At 72.8% G+C, this 18,219-nt stretch carries 15 protein-coding genes; 7 read left to right on the forward strand and 8 right to left on the reverse strand.

The window, feature by feature from the left end:
* Window positions 1-88: 88 nt before the first annotated feature.
* Complete coding sequence (locus ABEA77_RS10745) at window positions 89-559, reverse strand: SseB family protein (protein ID WP_345644547.1); 471 nt, start codon at window positions 557-559, stop codon at window positions 89-91.
* 235 nt (window positions 560-794) lie between these two features.
* On the opposite strand from ABEA77_RS10745, the gene ABEA77_RS10750 reads away from it, so the two are divergent.
* The 3 genes from ABEA77_RS10750 to ABEA77_RS10760 all read left to right on the forward strand — a co-directional run bounded on the left by ABEA77_RS10750 (window position 795) and on the right by ABEA77_RS10760 (window position 4,551).
* Window positions 795-2,621: an acyl-CoA dehydrogenase gene (locus tag ABEA77_RS10750; RefSeq protein WP_345644549.1), complete on the forward strand. Its 1,827-nt coding sequence runs from the start codon at window positions 795-797 to the stop codon at window positions 2,619-2,621.
* Window positions 2,622-2,876: 255 nt separating this feature from the next.
* Complete coding sequence (locus ABEA77_RS10755) at window positions 2,877-4,190, forward strand: M18 family aminopeptidase (RefSeq protein WP_345644552.1); 1,314 nt, start codon at window positions 2,877-2,879, stop codon at window positions 4,188-4,190.
* Window positions 4,191-4,326: 136 nt separating this feature from the next.
* Window positions 4,327-4,551, forward strand: coding sequence for a DUF6458 family protein (locus ABEA77_RS10760; protein ID WP_345644555.1), 225 nt, complete (start codon window positions 4,327-4,329; stop codon window positions 4,549-4,551).
* Between the two features lie 16 nt (window positions 4,552-4,567).
* On the opposite strand, the gene ABEA77_RS10765 is transcribed toward ABEA77_RS10760, so the two are convergent.
* Window positions 4,568-6,424, reverse strand: coding sequence for an NHL domain-containing thioredoxin family protein (locus ABEA77_RS10765; RefSeq protein ID WP_345644558.1), 1,857 nt, complete (start codon window positions 6,422-6,424; stop codon window positions 4,568-4,570).
* A gap of 119 nt (window positions 6,425-6,543) precedes the next feature.
* Here ABEA77_RS10765 and ABEA77_RS10770 point away from each other — a divergent pair, with 119 nt between their 5' ends.
* Window positions 6,544-7,038 (forward strand): LURP-one-related/scramblase family protein, encoded by a 495-nt coding sequence (locus ABEA77_RS10770; protein WP_345644561.1) that lies wholly within the window; start codon window positions 6,544-6,546, stop codon window positions 7,036-7,038.
* A 99-nt stretch (window positions 7,039-7,137) separates the two neighbouring features.
* On the opposite strand, the gene ABEA77_RS10775 is transcribed toward ABEA77_RS10770, so the two are convergent.
* Window positions 7,138-8,385: an MFS transporter gene (locus tag ABEA77_RS10775; RefSeq protein WP_345644564.1), complete on the reverse strand. Its 1,248-nt coding sequence runs from the start codon at window positions 8,383-8,385 to the stop codon at window positions 7,138-7,140.
* Between the two features lie 287 nt (window positions 8,386-8,672).
* The gene (locus tag ABEA77_RS10780; RefSeq protein WP_345644567.1) at window positions 8,673-9,194 is read right to left on the reverse strand and encodes a MarR family winged helix-turn-helix transcriptional regulator; all 522 of its coding nucleotides are present in this window, start codon (window positions 9,192-9,194) and stop codon (window positions 8,673-8,675) included.
* Between the two features lie 93 nt (window positions 9,195-9,287).
* On the opposite strand from ABEA77_RS10780, the gene ABEA77_RS10785 reads away from it, so the two are divergent.
* Window positions 9,288-9,860 carry a YceI family protein gene (locus ABEA77_RS10785; RefSeq protein ID WP_345644570.1) on the forward strand — a complete coding sequence of 191 codons (573 nt, stop codon included), beginning with the start codon at window positions 9,288-9,290 and terminating at the stop codon, window positions 9,858-9,860.
* A gap of 255 nt (window positions 9,861-10,115) precedes the next feature.
* Here ABEA77_RS10785 and ABEA77_RS10790 read toward each other — a convergent pair whose 3' ends face one another.
* The gene (locus tag ABEA77_RS10790) at window positions 10,116-10,928 is read right to left on the reverse strand and encodes a carbon-nitrogen family hydrolase (protein ID WP_345644573.1); all 813 of its coding nucleotides are present in this window, start codon (window positions 10,926-10,928) and stop codon (window positions 10,116-10,118) included.
* Between the two features lie 191 nt (window positions 10,929-11,119).
* On the opposite strand from ABEA77_RS10790, the gene ABEA77_RS10795 reads away from it, so the two are divergent.
* On the forward strand, window positions 11,120-11,944 hold the full coding sequence (locus tag ABEA77_RS10795; protein WP_345644576.1) for a maleylpyruvate isomerase family mycothiol-dependent enzyme: 825 nt from the start codon (window positions 11,120-11,122) through the stop codon (window positions 11,942-11,944).
* 88 nt (window positions 11,945-12,032) lie between these two features.
* On the opposite strand, the gene ABEA77_RS10800 is transcribed toward ABEA77_RS10795, so the two are convergent.
* The 3 genes from ABEA77_RS10800 to ABEA77_RS10810 form a co-directional block, all read right to left on the reverse strand.
* The gene (locus tag ABEA77_RS10800; protein WP_345644597.1) at window positions 12,033-13,283 is read right to left on the reverse strand and encodes an MFS transporter; all 1,251 of its coding nucleotides are present in this window, start codon (window positions 13,281-13,283) and stop codon (window positions 12,033-12,035) included.
* 107 nt (window positions 13,284-13,390) lie between these two features.
* On the reverse strand, window positions 13,391-14,053 hold the full coding sequence (locus ABEA77_RS10805) for a GntR family transcriptional regulator (RefSeq protein ID WP_345644579.1): 663 nt from the start codon (window positions 14,051-14,053) through the stop codon (window positions 13,391-13,393).
* Window positions 14,054-14,401: 348 nt separating this feature from the next.
* Complete coding sequence (locus ABEA77_RS10810) at window positions 14,402-15,355, reverse strand: ABC transporter substrate-binding protein (RefSeq protein ID WP_345644582.1); 954 nt, start codon at window positions 15,353-15,355, stop codon at window positions 14,402-14,404.
* Window positions 15,356-16,203: 848 nt separating this feature from the next.
* On the opposite strand from ABEA77_RS10810, the gene ABEA77_RS10815 reads away from it, so the two are divergent.
* A partial coding sequence (locus tag ABEA77_RS10815) for an ATP-binding protein (RefSeq protein WP_345644600.1) occupies window positions 16,204-18,219 on the forward strand: 2,016 nt, incomplete at its 3' end.

The following is an 18,219-nucleotide window of genomic DNA, read 5'->3' on the forward strand; positions in this document are numbered from 1 at the left end:
GCCGGCCGCACGCGGAGCGGGCCCGCCGCACGCGGAAGGGGCGGCGCACCCCGCGGGTGCGCCGCCCCTTCCGCGTGACGTGTGCCGGTCAGCCGTACATCCGGCGCATCGCGTAGTCGACCATCTGCTCGACTGCCTTCGCGTCGAAGACCATCCGGTGCTCGCCCTCCATGTCGAGGACGAAGCCGTACCCCGTGGGCAGCAGGTCGATCACCTCGGCGCCGGTGATCACGAAGTACTTGGAGTCCTTGCCCGCGTACCTGCGCAGCTCCTTGAGCGTGGTGAACATGGGGATCACCGGCTGCTGCGTGTTGTGCAGGGCGAGGAACCCGGGGCCCTCGCCGCGCGGGCAGTACACCTTGGACGTGGCGAAGACCTGCTGGAAGTCCTCGGCCGACAGCACGCCCGTGGTGAACGCCTTGACCGCGTCCGCGAGGGACGGCGGGGACGGCTCCGGGTACAGCGGCTGCTCGCCGTAGCCGCCGCCCATCGGCTGCTGCTGGTGGGGCTGCTGGGCGTACTGCTGCTGGGCGCCAGGCGTCTGCTCGTAGCCGTACATGGCCGCAAGAATACTGAGGACGGCGCCCCTGTGGGCCCGTGGGGCGGGCCCGTTCCCGGGGGTGCGGGGGAGCCGCGTCACACCTCGCCGCCCGGGGTTGCCCTTATTACTCGCGGGTAGCATCATCGGAGGTGCTGGACCCGACGCTGGACGCCGAAGCACGCAGAACCGGATACATGTCTGAGGAGCCCTCCCCACTCCGGGCCTCCTCGTGAGCCTTTACGGAGCCATGGCCATGGGGCACTACAAGTCCAACCTCCGCGACATCGAGTTCAACCTCTTCGAGGTGCTCGGCCGGGAGAAGCTGTACGGCAGCGGTCCCTTCGCCGAGATGGACGTGGAGACCGCGCGGAGCATCCTCTCCGAGGTCACCCGCCTGTCCGAGCAGGAGATCGCCGCGTCCTACGCCGACGGCGACCGCACGCCGCCGGTCTACGACCCCGAGACGGGCGCCGCGCCGCTGCCCGCCGCCTTCAAGAAGTCGTACGACGCCTTCATGGAGTCCGAGTACTGGCGGCTCGGCCTGCCCGAGGAGATCGGCGGCACCACCGCGCCGCGCTCGCTCATCTGGGCCTACGCGGAGCTGGTGCTCGGCGCCAACCCGGCCGTGTGGATGTACTCCTCGGGCCCGGCCTTCGCCGGCGTCCTCTTCGAGGAGGGCACCGAGGAGCAGAAGAAGATCGCCGCGCTCGCCGTCGAGAAGCAGTGGGGCTCCACGATGGTGCTGACCGAGCCCGACGCGGGCTCCGACGTCGGCGCAGGCCGCACGAAGGCCGTCGAGCAGGAGGACGGCTCCTGGCACATCGAGGGCGTGAAGCGGTTCATCACCTCCGGCGAGCACGACCTCTCGGACAACATCCTCCACTACGTGCTCGCCCGCCCCGAGGGCGCCGGCCCCGGCACCAAGGGCCTCTCCCTCTTCCTCGTGCCGAAGTACCACTTCGACCCGGAGACCGGCGAGCTGGGCGAGCGCAACGGCGTCCGCGCCACCAACGTCGAGCACAAGATGGGCCTCAAGGTCTCCAACACCTGCGAGATGACCTTCGGTGGCGACGTGCCCGCCAAGGGCTGGCTGGTCGGCGGGAAGCACGACGGCATCCGGCAGATGTTCCGCGTCATCGAGTTCGCCCGCATGATGGTCGGCACGAAGGCCATCGCCACCCTCTCCACCGGCTACCTGAACGCGCTGGAGTACGCCAAGGAGCGCGTGCAGGGCCCCGACCTCGCGCAGTTCACCAACAAGGCAGCGCCCAAGGTCACCATCACCCACCACCCGGACGTGCGCCGCTCGCTGATGACGCAGAAGGCGTACGCGGAGGGCATGCGCGCCCTCGTCCTCTACACGGCCGCCGTGCAGGACGAGATCGCGCAGAAGGAGGCCGAGGAGGAGGACGCGACCGCGCTGCACGGCATCAACGACCTGCTGCTCCCCGTGGTCAAGGGCTACGGCTCCGAGAAGTCGTACGAGCAGCTCGCGCAGTCGCTCCAGACGTTCGGCGGCTCCGGCTACCTCCAGGAGTACCCGGTCGAGCAGTACATCAGGGACGCGAAGATCGACACCCTCTACGAGGGCACCACGGCCATCCAGGGCCAGGACTTCTTCTTCCGCAAGATCGTCCGCGACCAGGGCACGGCGCTGAACACGCTCGCCGAGGAGATCAAGCAGTTCCTCGCGGTCTCCACCGGCGGCGCCGACCTCGCCCAGGCCCGCGAGTCGCTCGCCAGGGCCGCGGCCGACCTGGAGGCCATCGTCGGCACGATGCTCACCGACCTCACCGCGACCGGCGAGGACGTGAAGAACATCTACAAGGTCGGCCTCAACACCACCCGGCTGCTGATGGCCGCGGGCGACGTGATCGTCGGCTACCTGCTGCTGCGCGGCGCCGCGGTCGCCGCCGAGAAGCTGGAGACGGCGTCCGCCAAGGACGTGCCCTTCTACCAGGGCAAGATCGCCGCGGCGAAGTTCTTCGCGGCGAACATCCTGCCGGGCGTCGGCGTGGAGCGGCGTCTCGCGGAGAGCACCGACCTCGCGCTGATGGAGCTGGACGAAGCGGCGTTCTGACGCCCGCGGCGCCGCACATCGCCGAGGGCCGCGACGGCCGTGCACGCCAGGGGTGCCCCTCCCGCGCCGGGAGGGGCACCCCTGCCGCGCGCCCGCGGCCGGCCGCTCCACGCGCCGCGGTACTCGGGAATATGCAACCTTCCTCTGTATCGCCGTAGTTTGACGGATTCGTCACCCCCTCCGGAAGCTGCACCGCCGCCACATGGAGACGCGAGGGCGGCGGTACGGCCGTCACGCGTCGTTATGGTGAACCACATGAGCACTCCCGCCCGCCGCCCGCAGCCCCGGTTCGACCGTGGCCACACCGACGACCTGATGGCCTACCTCGGCGCCTCGCCGTCCCCGTACCACGCGGTGGCGAACGCCGCGGCACGGCTGGAGAAGGCCGGCTTCCGCCAGGTGGCCGAGACCGACGCCTGGGACGCGGCGGCAGGCGGCAAGTACGTGCTGCGCGGCGGCGCGATCATCGCCTGGTACGTGCCGGAGGGCGCCGGAGCGCACACCCCGTTCCGGATCGTGGGCGCCCACACCGACTCCCCGAACCTGCGGGTCAAGCCCCTCCCCGACACCGGCGCGTACGGCTGGCGGCAGGTGGCCGTGGAGATCTACGGCGGTGCGCTGCTCAACACCTGGCTCGACCGGGACCTGGGCCTGTCGGGGCGGATCACCCTGCGCGACGGCAGCAGCCGGCTCGTCACCGTGGACCGGCCGCTGCTCCGGGTCCCCCAACTCGCCGTCCACCTCGACAGATCCGTCAACACCGAGGGACTGAAGCTGGACCGCCAGCGCCACATGCAGCCCGTCTGGGGCCTCGGCGAGGCGCACGAGGGCGACCTGATCCGCTTCGTCGCCGACGAACTGGACGTGGAGGCCGCCGACATCGTCGGCTGGGACCTGATGCCGCACCCCGTCGAGCCGCCCGCCTACCTGGGCCGCGACCGCGAACTCGTCGCGGGGCCCCGGATGGACAACCTGCTCTCCGTGCACGCGGCGACCGCCGCCCTCGCCTCCGCGGCGACGACGACAGGCAGGGACCTGCCGTACATCCCCGTGCTCGCCGCCTTCGACCACGAGGAGAACGGCTCGCAGTCCGACACCGGCGCGGACGGGCCGCTGCTCGGCACCGTGCTCGAACGCTCCGTGCTGGCCCGCGGCGGCACCTTCGAGGACCGCTCGCGCGCCTTCGCCGGCACGGTCTGCCTTTCCTCCGACACCGGCCACGCCGTCCACCCCAACTACGCGGAGCGGCACGACCCGACGCACCAGCCGCGCGCCAACGGCGGCCCCATCCTCAAGGTCAACGTCAACATGCGGTACGCGACGGACGGTTCGGGTCGCGCCGTCTTCACCGAGGTGTGCGAGCGCGCGGGCGTGCCCTGGCAGACCTTCGTCTCCAACAACGCGATGCCCTGCGGCACGACCATCGGCCCGATCACCGCTGCCCGGCACGGCATCACCACCGTCGACATCGGCGTGGCGATCCTCTCGATGCACAGCGCCCGTGAACTGTGCGGCGCCGACGACCCGTTCCACCTGGCCAACGCCCTGACGGCGTTCCTCGAAGGCTGAGCACGCGGGCCGCGAGGCCGGTGGCGTGCGGGGCTGACGCGACGGCAGAGCCCCCCGTCCGCATGCCTGTTCGCCCCCTGGGTACCCGGTGCCAAGGCCCTGAAAGGCCACCACTCGGTATCAGGAGGCGGTACTCATGGGCATCGGTGGATGCATCGCACTGATCGCGATCGGCGCGATCCTGACCTTCGCGACCGACTGGCACATGAAGGGTGTCAACCTCGACCTGGTCGGGGTGATCCTCATGGCCGTCGGCGTCATCGGCATCGCCACCTTCACCAGCATCGCCCGCCGCAGGCGCGGGGCCATCGTGGAGGAGACCGTGGTGGACCGCGACCACCACCACGGCCCGATCCTCTGACCCAGCGGTCGCGCGCTCAGCGCGCGGCGCCCCCACCGTCCGTGCTGTCCAGCCCCGCGAGCACCAGGCCGAGGCGGCCGGTGCCGCCGCGCACGACGCGGACGGGGACGCCCCAGTCCTGCTGGTGGACATGGCACGCCGGGTACGCGATGTCCGGCGCATCGTCGCAGGAGGCGGCCATCGCGGACACGTGCAGCACACCCTCGGCGATCCCCTCGGCGAGCACCAGGTCGCGGGTGAGATCCGTGCCCGCGCCCTCGCCCTCCGCCAGCAGCTCCGGCGGGGTCGACGAGACCAGCAGCCGGGTCGAGGGGCCGTAGCGGGTGTCCAGCTTCTGGCCCGTGGGCGCGGTGAAGACCACGTCGAGCCGGACCGTGCCGGGCGCCACGTCGGTGGCCCGCCGCTGGGTGCGGTGCGCGACGGACTCGACCCGCACCGCCTCCTCGGGCAGGCGCAGCCGGGTCAGCCGGTGCCTGCCCGACTCGACCACCACGATGTCGTCACCCGCGAGCACCGCGTCCGACGGCTCCCGCAGGTCCGTGGCGAGCGTGCTGACCTCGCCGGTCGCCGGGTCGTAGCGGCGCAGCGCGTGGTTGTACGTGTCGCTGAGCGCGAGCGAGCCGTCCGGCAGCGCGGTCACCCCCAGAGGGTGCTGGAGCAGCGCCTGCGCCGCCGGGCCGTCGCGGTGCCCGAAGTCGAACAGGCCGAGCCCGACCGCCGTGCCGACGCGGTACGAGCCGTCCTCGGCGCGCTCCACATACCGCAGGGCGCTGTTCTCGGAGTCCGCGACCCACAGCCGGTCCCCGGCCACCGCGAGCCCGGACGGCTGGGCGAACAGGGCCTCGTCCGCCGGGCCGTCCACCAGCCCCTCGCCGGTCGTCCCGGCCACCGCCTCGACGGTGTCCTTCGCCGGGTCGTACGTCCACAGCTGGTGCACCCCGGCCATCGCGATCCACAGCCGGTCCTGCCACCAGGCGACGTCCCACGGCGACGAGAGCGGGACCTCCGTCGCCGGGCCCGAGGTCGGTGACTCGTGCCACCACCACTGCTTGCCGGTGCCCGCGATCGTCGCGACCTCCCCGGTCGCCGGGTCGTACGAGCGCAGCGCGTGGTTCACGGTGTCGGCGACGGCGACCGTGCCGTCCGGCAGCAGCGCGAGGCCCTGCGGTTCGCGGAAGGAGTCGGGCCCGAAGCCGCGCTCGCCGCTGCCGACGCGCCGCAGCACGGTCTCGCCGTCCGCCGCCAGCTCGACCAGCTGGTGGCGGGTGGTGTCGGAGACGAGGAAGGTGCCGCTGCCCGGCAGGACCACGGCCTTGCCGGGGAAGCGCAGATCGGTCGCGACCGGCTCGGGCTCCACGTAGGGGCCGTCGCCGCGGCGCAGCGTGCCCTTCGCCTCGTGCTCCGCCTCCAGCTCCGTCACCAGTCGCTCGATGGCGTGGGTGTGCCCCTCACCCGCGTGCTGGGCGACGATGTAGCCCTCGGGGTCGATCACCACGAGCGTGGGCCACGCGTGCACCGCGTACTGCTTCCACGTCGCGAGCTCCGGGTCGTCCAGCACGGGGTGGCGCACCTCGTAGCGCTCGACGGCGTCCACCACGGCCGCGTGCTCAGCCTCGTGGACGAACTTCGGCGAGTGCACCCCGACGACCACGACGGTGTCCCGGTGCTTCTCCTCCAGCTCCCGCAGGGCGTCCATGGCGTGCAGGCAGTTCACACAGCAGAACGTCCAGAAGTCGAGGACGACAATGCGTCCCCGCAGGTCGGCGAGGGTGTACGAGGCGCCGCCCGTGTTCAGCCAGCCGCCCTTGCCGGTCAGCTCGGGCGCACGCAGACGGGCCCGCCCGGGGGCGGGCGCGGAGGTCGGGTTGTTCATGACGCCAAGGGTGCCATGTCGGCCGGGGTGGCCGGGATCGCGTGCCCGGATGCCCCCAAGAGGCGGGCGGGACCGGACGTTTCACGTGAAACCGAACCTGGCAGGGTAGCGATGGACGCATGAAATATCAGGTGAGGGACCGGATCTTCGGGATCGGCGACGACTACTGGATCACGGACGAGCACGGCCGCAAGGCGTTCCTGGTGGACGGCAAGGCGCTGCGCCTGCGCGACACCCTGGAGATCAAGGACCCGTCGGGGCAGGTGCTGATCACGCTCCGGGAGAAGATGTTCAGCCTCCGGGACGCGATGACGATCGAGCGCGACGGCGAGGCGCTGGCGACGATCCGCAGGAAGCGGCTGTCCCTGCTGCGCAACCACTACCGCGTGAGCCTCGTCGAGGGCACGGAGCTGGACGTCAGCGGGAAGATCCTCGACCGCGAGTTCGCCGTCGAGTACGACGGCGAACTGCTGGCGGAGGTCTCGCGCCGCTGGCTGTCGGTGCGGGAGACGTACGGGGTGAACGTGGTCCGCGAGGACGCGGACCACGCGCTGCTGCTCGCGGTCGCGGTGTGCGTGATCCGCATGGCCGAGAAGGAGCGCGAGGAGCACTGAGGCAGGCGTCCCCGGTCCGGGTGCGGTCGGGGCACGGTCGGGGCGCCACTGCCCGGGGCCCGGCCCCGGAGTGTGCGCGCCCGGGGCCGGGCCGGGGCGTCAGGGTGCCGTCGACCCCTCCTGGGCGGGCGCGGGCGCCGCGGCAGCCTCCGCCCCGGCGTGGGCGTGGTCCGGCACGGACGAGGCGACCACCTCGGAGCGGCGGGAGTTGCGGTCCATCAGGCCGCCGGTGAAGGCGAGGCCGAGGCCGGCCAGCGCGAGGGCCGCGCCGACCAGGGTGGGCGAGGCCCAGCCCCAGCCCGCCGAGATGACGAGCCCGCCGAGCCACGCGCCGCCCGCGTTGGCGAGGTTGAACGCGGAGTGGTTGGACGCGGCCGCCATGGTCGGCGCCTTGTCCGCCTTGGCCATGAGCAGCATCTGCACGGGTGTGGTGATCAGGGCGCTGAGGGCGCCGACGACGGTGATGGTCACCAGCGCGGGCACCGTGCTGTGGACGGCGAAGTAGAAGGCGACGAGCGCCGCCGCGAGCAGGATGAGTCCCGCGTACAGCGTGGGCCGCAGCGCCCGGTCGGTGAGCGGGCCCGCGACGAGGGTGCCGAGCGTCATGCCGACACCGAACAGCGCGAGGACCAGCGTGGAGGACGAGTCGGAGATGCCCGTGAGGTGGGTGAGCATCGGCACCAGGTAGCTGTAGACGGCGAAGAAGCCGCCGAAGCCGACGACCGCCGTGAGCAGGCCGATCGCGACCTGCTTGTTGCCCATGGCACGCAGCTCGTGCCGGATGCCCGAGTGCTGCCCGCGCGGCTGGTGCGGGACGAGGAACGCCAGCGCGGCGAACGCGACGAGCCCGATGACGGCGACCGCGACGTACGCGTACCGCCAGCCCAGTTGCTGGCCGAGCGCGGTGCCGGCGGGCACGCCGACGATGTTGGCGACCGTCAGGCCGAGGAACATGGTGGAGACGGCGCGGGCCGCGCGCTCGGGCGCGACGAGCCGGGAGGCGACGACGGCGCCGACGCCGAACAGCGCGCCGTGCGGCAGCCCCGCGAGGACCCGCGCGGCGAACAGCAGGCCGAAGTTGGGCGCGAGCGCCGAGGCCGTGTTGCCGACGATGAACAGACCGGACAGGAGCAGCAGCAGCCGCTTGTGGGGGATGCGCGCACCGATGCCGGTCAGCAGCGGTGCGCCGACGACGACGCCGAGCGCGTAGGCGGAGACGAGGTTGCCCGCGTGCGGCACGGAGACGCCGACCCCGTCAGCGATCTGGGGCAGCAGCCCCATCGTGACGAACTCGGTCGTGCCGATGCCGAACGCGACGACAGCCAGGGCCAGCAGAGCCAGTGGCATGGCGCAGGGGAACCTTCCTGGAGGGGTGCGGTGGTCGGGTCTGTCCGCGCGCCACGCGGTCGGTGTGCGGGCGGCGGCGCGGGGCGGCGGCGTGGCGCCGCGGTTGTTGTCGATGTGTGTGGCGGGCGGGGCGGGCCGGGCCTCGTCGCCCGCGCACACCAGAAGGAGGGCCGGCCTGCGGCCCCTGCGGGGTGCAGCGCCTGCGGGCGGCCCGGCATTCCTGCCGTCCGCGGCCGGGCCGAGTGACCTGTGTCGCAGTGCGCCGGACGCGCGGGGCGGTCGGGATGTCAGGCGGGGGCGTTCAGCTCCTGTTCGAGCAGGCCCATGGCCTTGACGAAGGTGGCGCGCTCGTCGGGGCTGAGCTGCTGGAGCGCCCGCATGATGGGCGCCGTGGCGCCCTCGAGCCAGGCCGCCACCAGCGATTCGCTGCCCGGCACGATCCGCAGCAGGGTGCGGCGGCGGTCCGCGGGGTCGGGGGAGCGCTCGGCGAAGCCGACGCGTTCGAGGTCGGCGACGAGGCCGCTGACCGTGGCCGTGCTCAGGTCGAGCGCGGTGGCGAGCGCGCCGACGGTGACGCCGTTGTTCTCCTGGATCAGCGCGAGCGCGGAGCCGTGGGTGGGGCCGAGCGGCACGTCGTCGAGGACGATCGGCCCCGACGGCCTGCGGCGCAGACCGCGGGTGATGCGGGGCAGCAGCTGGATGAGGTTGCGCATGCCCTCGTGGGCCGAGCAGCCGGTCTTCGCGGGGGCCTGCGCCGCGTCCGGTGCCGTCGTCGCGGGGTGCGTGCCCTGCGCGCGGTTCGCCTTCACCCGGCCGATTCTAGTGAACCTTTTAGTTCGGAGAACCTAACAGTTATGCTGACCGAACTAATCAGCCGGGTTCCGCCCGAAGGAGAGTCCGCCATGCCCCAGTCACCCCAGACGCCCCCCGCGGCGGTGCAGCGCCTCCTCGCGGACGGTGCGGGCGCCGGCGCGTGGGCGCTCGACCCCGCGTCCACCAGCGTCCGGATCACCAGCAAGTCCATGTGGGGCCTCGTCACCGCGCACGGGACGTTCAAAGAGGTGGCGGGCGAGGGCACGCTCGGGGCGGACGGCGCGGTCGAGGGCCTGCTGACGCTTGGCGCCGCGTCGCTCGACACCGCGAACGCCAAGCGCGACAAGCACCTGCGGTCGGCCGACTTCTTCGACACGGACAACCACCCCGAGATCGTGGTGCGGGTGAGCGGCAACGCGAACGGTGCGGACGATGCCACGGCGGACGGGCTGCCGCTGAGCGCGGAGGCCACCGTGAAGGGCACGACGCGGGTGCTGCCGGTGACGGCCGCGGTCGCACCCGAGGGGAGCGGGACCGACGCGGTGCGCCTGACCGTGCGCACGGTCGTGGACCACCGGACGTTCGGCATCACGTGGAGCCCGATGGGCATGATGAAGCCGCACACGGACGTGGCGGTCGAAGCGGTCTTCCGCCGCGCCTGACGCCCGTCCGGACCGCGCGCCCGCCCGTGTCAGGGGCCCGGGTGCTCATGCCGTCCGGGCGGGCCCGCCGCCGGGTGGTGCTGCCCCGGGGTGCCCGTGAGTCCGGCCGGGCCGCCGTGTCCGGGAGGACGCGGCCCCGCTCGTCGTGCCGTGTGAGCGCGCCTGACGCCCCCGCTCGTCGTGCCCTCCGCGCGCATCCGCCGCCCCGTCGGTGCGGACCGGCCGCATCCGCGACGCCCCGGCGGGCGCGCCGGCTCAGGCCGGCGGGTCCGGGGGACGCAGGCCGAGGCGGCGGTCCTTGAGCGCGGGGAAGCGCTCCCTGGTCCTTGCGACCTCCGTGAGGTCGAGGTCGACCGTGAGGACCTCCTCGTCCGCGCCCGCCTCCGCGAGCACCTCGCCCCACGGGTCCACGGCGATGCTGTGCCCCGCCTGCGGGACGCCCGCGTGGGCACCCGCCGTGCCGCAGGCCAGCACGTACGACTGGTTCTCGACGGCGCGCGCCCGCGCGAGCAGCGTCCAGTGCGCGCGCCGCCGCTCGGGCCAGCCCGCCGGGACGACGAGCACGTCGGCGCCCGCGTCGACCAGTCCGCGGAACAGCTCAGGGAAGCGGAGGTCGTAGCAGGTCGCGAGGCCGAGCACGGCGCCGGCCGCGGCGACCGTGGTGATCTCGGAGCCCGCGGCCATCAGCGTCGCCTCGCCCTTGTCGAAGCCGAAGCGGTGGATCTTCCGGTATGTGCGGACCAGCCGGCCCTCGGGTGAGATCACCAGCGAGGTGTTGTAGAGCGCTTCGCCCTCCGGGCCTTCGGGCACCCGCTCGACGAAGGACCCGCCGTGCAGGAAGACGCCCGCGTCGCGCGCGGCGGGGGCGAGGGCCGCGAGGGTCGGGCCGTCCACCGGCTCGGCCTCGTCGGCAAAAGATTCGTACGCGAATGCTCCCGTGGGCCACAGCTCGGGCAGGACCACGAGGTCGGCGCCGCGCTGCTCCCGTACCAGGGAAGCCACCCTGGCGCGGCGGGAATCGACCGGTTCGTCCTGGTCTGCTGCGATCTGGATGAGGGAGGCGCGCACACTACCACCGTCCTGGCATTCGATCCGTCAACGCGGGCCTACGATCGTCACACGAAAGCACTGCCGGGGTGCCCGCGGGCAGCGTAACTTAGGCGCCGAACCTCCCACGCAGACCGCGCAGCCCGGTGCCAGCCACGCCCGCCACCCGCAAGCAAGACAGCCCGCGAACCGCAGAACCGCCGAGGGGTCCCGTGACCGTCCATCCCAGCCTTCAGAACTACGCAGATGCCTGGACCCACTCCATCGAAGCGATAGCCGCCCTGGTGGGGCCGCTCGCCGAGGGCGACTGGAACAGGCGCACGCCCTGCCCAGGCTGGTCCGTACGCGACGTCGTCTCGCATGTCATCGGCATGGAGTGCGAGATGCTCGGCGACCCCCGGCCGATCCACACCCTCCCGCGCGACCTGTACCACGTGAAGGACGAGTTCTCCCGCTACATGGAGATGCAGGTGGACGTGCGGCGCCACCACACCTCGCCCGAGATGACAGCCGAGCTGGAGTACACGATCATCCGCCGCAACCGGCAGCTGCGCAATGAGAACCGCGCCCCGGACGCGGTCGTCCGCGCCCCCCTGGGCAAGGAGCAGACCCTCGAAGTGGCCATGCAGATGCGGGCGTTCGACGTCTGGGTGCACGAGCAGGACCTGCGCGCCGCGCTCGACGAGCCCGGCGACCTCGACTCCCCCGGCGCCCAGGTCGCCAGGGACACGCTGCTCGCCGCGCTGCCCAAGGTCGTCGCGAAGAAGGCGGGCGCCCCGCGCAACTCCGCCGTCGTCTTCGACGTCCACGGCCCGGTGGAGTTCATGCGGACGGTACGGGTCGACGCCGAGGGCCGCGGCACCGTCGACGGCGCGCCCTCGCTCGGGCCCGCCGTCACGCTGGCGCTCGACTGGGAGACGTATGTGCGCCTGGCCTGCGGCAGGGTGCGCGCCGCCGCGGTCGCGGACCGGATCAAGGTCGACGGGGACCAGGACCTGGCGGACGCGATCCTGCGCGAGTTCGCGGTCACGCGGTAACGGCCCCCGCCCGGACCTGCCGGCGTCGCCGGGCGTGGCGCCCCCGCCCGGACGCTGCCGGGCGTGGCGGCGCGGTGCTGAGGTTGCCTCAGACGGGGACGTGCACCGCCTCGACCTTGCTCGCGACCACGTGGTCGCGCTCGCGCTGCGCCGTACGGGCCCGCAGCCGGAGGATCTGCGTGACGCCCAGGGCTTCCAGGACGAAGACCGAGGCGAACGCGATGCGGAAGTTGTCGCCCGTCGCGTCCAGCAGGACGCCCACGGCGAGCAGGGTCGCCATCGAGGCGGTGAAGCCGCCGATGTTGACGATGCCGGACGCGGTGCCCTGGCGGGCCGGCGGGTTGGCGGGGCGCGCGAAGTCGAAGCCGACCATCGAGGCGGGCCCGCACGCGCCGAGCACCGCGCAGAGCGTGACGAGCAGCCAGGTGGGGTCGTGCGCCCCCGGCCAGGCGATCGCCGCGGCCCACAGCAGCGCGGTGGCACCCGCCGTGCCGAGCGCGAGCGGCAGCCTGGCCGCGTGGTGGCGGGCGATGACCTGGCCGAAGACCAGGCCGACCACCATGTTCGAGAGCACGACCAGCGTGAGCAGCTCGCCGGCGTCGGCGCGCGAGCGGCCCTGCGCCTCGACCAGGAACGGCAGCCCCCACAGCAGCAGGAAGACCATGCCGGGGAACTGGGTGGTGAAGTGGACCCACATGCCGAGCCGGGTGCCGGGCTCGCGCCAGGTCGCGGCGATCTGCCGCCGCACGTGCCGGAGGCCGAGCCCGCCGCGCTCGGTGCGCGGCGGCGGTTCGTGGCCCTCCGGGTGGTCCTTGAGGAACAGCAGCAGCAGGACCAGCACGACGACCCCGGCGAGCGCGCTGCCCGCGAACGTCGCCGACCAGCCGAGGCCGTGCAGGGTGCGGGCGATGACGACCGTCGAGACGAGGTTGCCCGCCATCCCGAACAGGGCGGCGATCTGCGCGATCATCGGCGCGCGCCGCGCGGGGAACCAGCGGGTGCCGAGCCGCAGCACGCTGATGAACGTCATCGCGTCGCCGCAGCCGAGCAGGGCGCGGGAGGCGAGGGCCGCCGCGTACGAGGGGGAGAACGCGAAGCCGGCCTGGCCGAGGGTGAACAGCACGGTCCCCAGCACCAGGACCTTCTTCGTGCCCAGGTGGTCGACGAGCAGGCCGACGGGTATCTGCATGCCGGCGTAGACGAGGAGCTGGAGGATCGAGAACGTGGAGAGCGCGGACGCGTCCACGTGGAAGCGCTCCTGCGCGTCGAGTCCGGCCACGCCGAGGCTGGTGCGGAAGATCACCGCGACGAAGTAGACGGCGACGCCGATGCCCCACATCCAGGCGGCGCGGCGCCCGCCCGGCGGGTCGCCCGGCAGGGTGAGCGCGGCCGGCCCGCGGCGCGCTCCCCGCGGCGGGGGCACGGGGGAGGAGGCGGGCGGCTCGCTCACCGGTCCTCCCCGCGCACCAGCGTGGACACCCGGTCGAGATGGCCGCGCACCCGGCTCGCGGCGAGCTCCGCGTCGCCGGATCTGACGGCGTCGAGCAGCTCGGCGTGCTCGGCGATGTTCGCGGCGATCCGGTCGGGGTGCGCTTCGAGCACGGCGACGCCCATCCGCAGCTGGCGGTCCCGCAGCCGGTCGTAGAGCTGGGAGAGGATCTCGTTGCCCGCCGTGCGGACGATCTCGGCGTGGAAGGAGCGGTCGGCGGCCGCGGCCGCGGCGAGGTCGCCGGTGACCGCGCACGCGCGCTGCGCGGCCAGGAGCCCTTCGAGCCGGGACACCAGCGGCGCGGGGGCGGGCGCGGAGCCCAGCACCTTGCGCACCGCGAACTCCTCGACCAGCAGCCGGGTCTCCACCACGTCGGAGATCTCCTGCGCGGACACGGCGAGCACGAGGGCACCCTTCTTCGGGTAGAGCTTGATCAGCCCCTCGACCTCCAGCTTCAGCAGCGCCTCCCGCACGGGTGTGCGGGACACCCCGACCGCCTCGGCGAGCTCGCCCTCCGTCAGGAGCGTCCCGCCCTCGTAACGGCGCCCGAGCACCCCCTCTTTGACGTGGCTGTAGACGCGGTCGGCCGCGGGCGGCCTGCGGACGGACGTGGATGTCATGCGCACACCTTAGATACAACATGGACGCATGCGGTACGGGCGTCCGGGATACGGACGCGTACGGACTCCCGGGCCCCGGCTGCCCGGCTCCCCGGATCTCTCGGCTGGCCCCCGGCTGCTCGGCTCCCCGGATCTTCCGGCTGGCCCCCGGCAGCCCGGCTCCTTCGGCTCCCCGGATCCCCCGGATCCCCCGGGGTGATGACGCACGGCCCCGAGGCACGGCCCCGACGTACGGCCCCCGGCGCGCGGCCCCACACGGTCCCCGACGCACGGCACCGCCGCCCGGGGGTTCCCGGACGGCGGTGGGGGCGGTGCGGTGGCGGGCGGGGCCGGGCGCGGCCCGCGCCGTCAGCTCAGGCCGGCCTTGCCGAGCCACTCCTTGGCGACGGCGAGCGGGTCCGCGTTCTGCGACTGGACCTTGGTGTCCATCTCCAGCAGCGACTGCGTGTCCAGCTTCGCGGAGACCGCGTTGAGCGCGTCGACGCCCTTCTGCGAGAGCTTCGACTTGTAGACGAGCGGCACGACGTTCTCGAAGCCGAACAGGTTCTTCGGGTCCTGGAGGACGACGAACTTGTCCTTCGGGATGCTCGGGTCCGTGGTGAACACGTCGCCCGCCTGGATGTTGTCCGCCTTCAGCGCGGCGATCGTCAGCGGGCCGCCCGCGTCGAGCGCCTTGAAGGACTTGTACGTCTGGCCGTACTCCTCCTTGAGGCCGCTGAGGCCCTGGTGGCGCGTCTGGAACTCGGGCGAGCCGCCGATGACGAGGTCCGGCGCGGCCTTGGTGAGGTCGGCGATCGTCGACTTGTCCGTCAGCCCGTACTTCTTCGCGGTCTGCGCGTTCAGGACGATCGCGTCCTTGTTCTGCGCGGGCGCGGGCTTCAGGACGGCGAGCTTGGGGTCGAGCTTGGCGGTGACGGCCGCCTGCGTGGTCTCGATGGTCTTCGGCGCGGCCTTGGCGTCGAGGTAGGCGAGCAGGGCGCCGTTGTACTCCGGGAGGACGGTCAGCGTGCCGTTCTTCATCAGGCCGTACGTGGTCTCGCGGCTGCCGATGTTCGGCTTGTAGCTGACCTTGAAGCCCTTGGCCTTGAGCGCCTCGCCGTAGAGGTCGCCGAGGAGGATCGACTCGGCGAAGTTGTTGGAACCGACGACCACGGTGTCGCCGCCTCCCGCGGGCTTCTGGAGCGGGTCGCCTGAGCCCTTGCCGGACGAGGAGGACGAACAGCCCGCCAGCGCTGTGGTGGCGGCGGCCAGGACGGCCGCGGCTGTGAGGGCGCGTCTGCGGCTGTTTCCGATTACGGTCACGTTTGCCAACCTGAGCTTCGGATCGGAGGTTCGGGGAGTGGGGTGCGTGCGGCAGGTGGGTGGAGCAGCGCGCAACCCGCACGGGTGCTTGACAACCTCCGCGCACACATGGTGTCGATCCAAGCCAGCGGGCGCCCCGTGCGTCAAGCTTTTCATGTCACTGATTGACATCGGAGGGCGTCCGGCGGCGCCGCGGGAACCGGCCGCGCGCGTCCGTGGAATGCCTTCGGGGGACGCGATTCCGAGGCCGATCCGGAACCCGGCGGGAAACCGTCCGGTCGGTCTTGACCGGCCTCCTGAGATTCAAGATCCAGTGAATAGGTGCGCAGAGGGAAATTGTTGTCACACGCAGCCAACTCGGTCTGGTCAATTCTTCCCTGGGGTCGTAGACGCCACCATGACCCGACTAGATAATCTTCATTCCTCGGACCGGGTCCGCCCTGCGTGGTCCGACTGCGTTAGTTTCCGCCCGCCGATCCGGCCGGAATTTCCGGTCGACGCGCCCTGACCAGTCAGAACGGGCGTACAGCCGAGGAGGCTTGGTGCCCACGCACAGGAGGGCCAAGAAGGACGCCAGGGAGTCCGGGAAGCGTTTCGGCGCCCCGGGCGCCCGCGCCGACGAGGCCGCCCGTACGGACACCGCGGGGGGCCCGGCCGGCAGCGGGGGCACGGGCGGGCCCGCGCACCCCGGCGCCACCGCGAGCAGAGACGGTTCTGCACCCGCGGGCGCGGGCGTCCGCGCGGCCGGTTCCGGAGGCGGTGGACGGCGCGTGCGGCTGGTGCCGCGGGTGCGGCGCCGCGCCGCCGGCACCCTGGAACGCTGGCCCTTCCGCCGCAAGTTGAACGCCATGGTCGTCGTGCCCGTCGCCGCGATCGCCGCGATGCTCGCGTATGTCACCTACCAGCAGGTCGACCAGGCGCAGTCGGCCGCCGCGACCTCGCGGCTCGTCCGCAGCAGCCAGGCCGTGGCCGAACTCATCGACGGCCTCCAGAACGAGCACCGCGAGGCGCTCCTCCTCTCCCTGCACTACGAGGCGCGTACCGGCGGGGACCAGACGCCCGCGACCGCCGGCTACCGGGAGGCGCAGGACGCCGTCGACGCGCAGGCACGCGCCGTCTCCTCGGCGTTCGGCGACGACCTGCCGCCCGACGAGGCGGAGGCGCTCAAGGAGATCGGCGGCCTGTCCGCGCTGCGCGAGACCGTCGAGAGCGGGCCGCTGCCCGCCGACAACATCGACCCCGCGTACAGCGCCGCGGTCGACGACCTCATCGACGGGCTCGGACTCGGCGCCTCCGCCAACCAGTCCGCGACGTCCTCGGCGAACGTGCTGGACGCGCTGCTGCGCGCCGACACCGCCCACGCGTCCTTCGAGACCAGCGTGTTCGCGGCCCGCACCGGCGACCCGAACGCCCTCATCGAGTTCACCGGCGCGGTCGGCGAGTACGCCTCGTACAGCTATCAGGCCGACCGGTTCACCCGCTACGCGACGGCCCGTCAGGGCACGGAGCTCGCGGGCATCGAGCGCAGCGAGCCGCAGAACATCATCGGCCAGCACTACGCGGCCCTCCAGGTCGACCCCGGGTCGCTGGTGGCCGACAGGCCCGCCGACGTCCAGGCGGCCCTGAGCACCGCGCTCTCCTCCGAGCCCGTCTACCTGCGCCAGGCCGACCACCGGCTCCAGATCACCCGCTCGCTGATCGACCAGATCGCGCGCGAGGCGAGCGCCGCCTCCGACGCCGCCTGGTGGCGCGCGGTGATCCTGGTGGCCGCCGCGCTCGTCGGGTTCCTGATCTGGCTCGCGTTCTCCGTCCTCGCGCGGCGCTCGGTGATCCGGCCCGTGCAGGCGCTGACGGCGGCGGCCAAGCGCGTGGCGGGGCTCGCCGAGCGCGAGCTCTCGCGGGTCGCGGACGACGACTCGGTGGACACCGCGCCGCCCCGTCTCGAAGCCGTGCCGGTGCCCGTGCAGGACGAGATCGGCGACCTCGCCGCCGCGTTCAACCAGGTGCAGGCCACGGCGACCGCGCTGCTCGAACGGCAGGTGCTCGGCCGCCGCAACATCGCCGAGATGTTCGGCAACATCGGCCGCCGCGTCTCGAACCTGACGGTGCGCCAGCTCACCCTGATCGACGCGATCGAGCGCGGCGAGACCAGCCCCGACGTGCTGGAACGCCTCTACCGCATCGACCACATCGCGGTACGCCTGCAACGCAACGCGGAGAGCCTGCTGCTGCTCGCGGGCGTGCGCGACGACAGCCCGGAGACCGGCCCGACCGCGCTCACCGACGTCGTGCGGGCCGCGCTCGGCCAGATCGAGGGGTACCAGCGGGTCGCGCCGCGCGCCGAGAACGACGTCAGCGTCATCCCCGACATCGTCGGCGACCTGACGCTGATGCTGGCCGAACTCCTGGAGAACGCGGTGGCGTTCTCGCCGTCCGGCAGCCGGGTCGAGGTCGTGGTGCGCTCGCGTGCCGAGGGCGACGACGAGGACGGCGCGCTGGTCGAGATCGTCGACCACGGCCTGGGGATGAGCCCCGCGCGTCTTGAGGAGGAGAACGCGCGCCTGGTGCGCCGCGAGCGCCTCGACCTGGTGCCGACCAAGGTGCTCGGCCTCTTCGTGGTGGGCGGCCTCTCGCGCCGCTGGGGCATCCGCGTCACCCTCTCCCGCACGCCGGGCGGCGGCACCACCGCGTCCGTGCTGGTCCCGCCTTCGCTGCTGCTCGCGGGCCCGGTGCCCAAGGTCGGGCCGCGCGCGCTCGCTGCCGTGCCTGACCGCCGCGCGGTGGGCGGCGCCCCGCCGATCGCCATGACGGCCCCGCGCCCGCCCCGGCGTGACGGCGGCGTACCCGCGCCGGGCCAGGGGCCC

Origin of the sequence: Streptomyces tremellae (assembly GCF_039540215.1) — a bacterium.
GTDB lineage: Bacteria > Actinomycetota > Actinomycetes > Streptomycetales > Streptomycetaceae > Streptomyces > Streptomyces tremellae.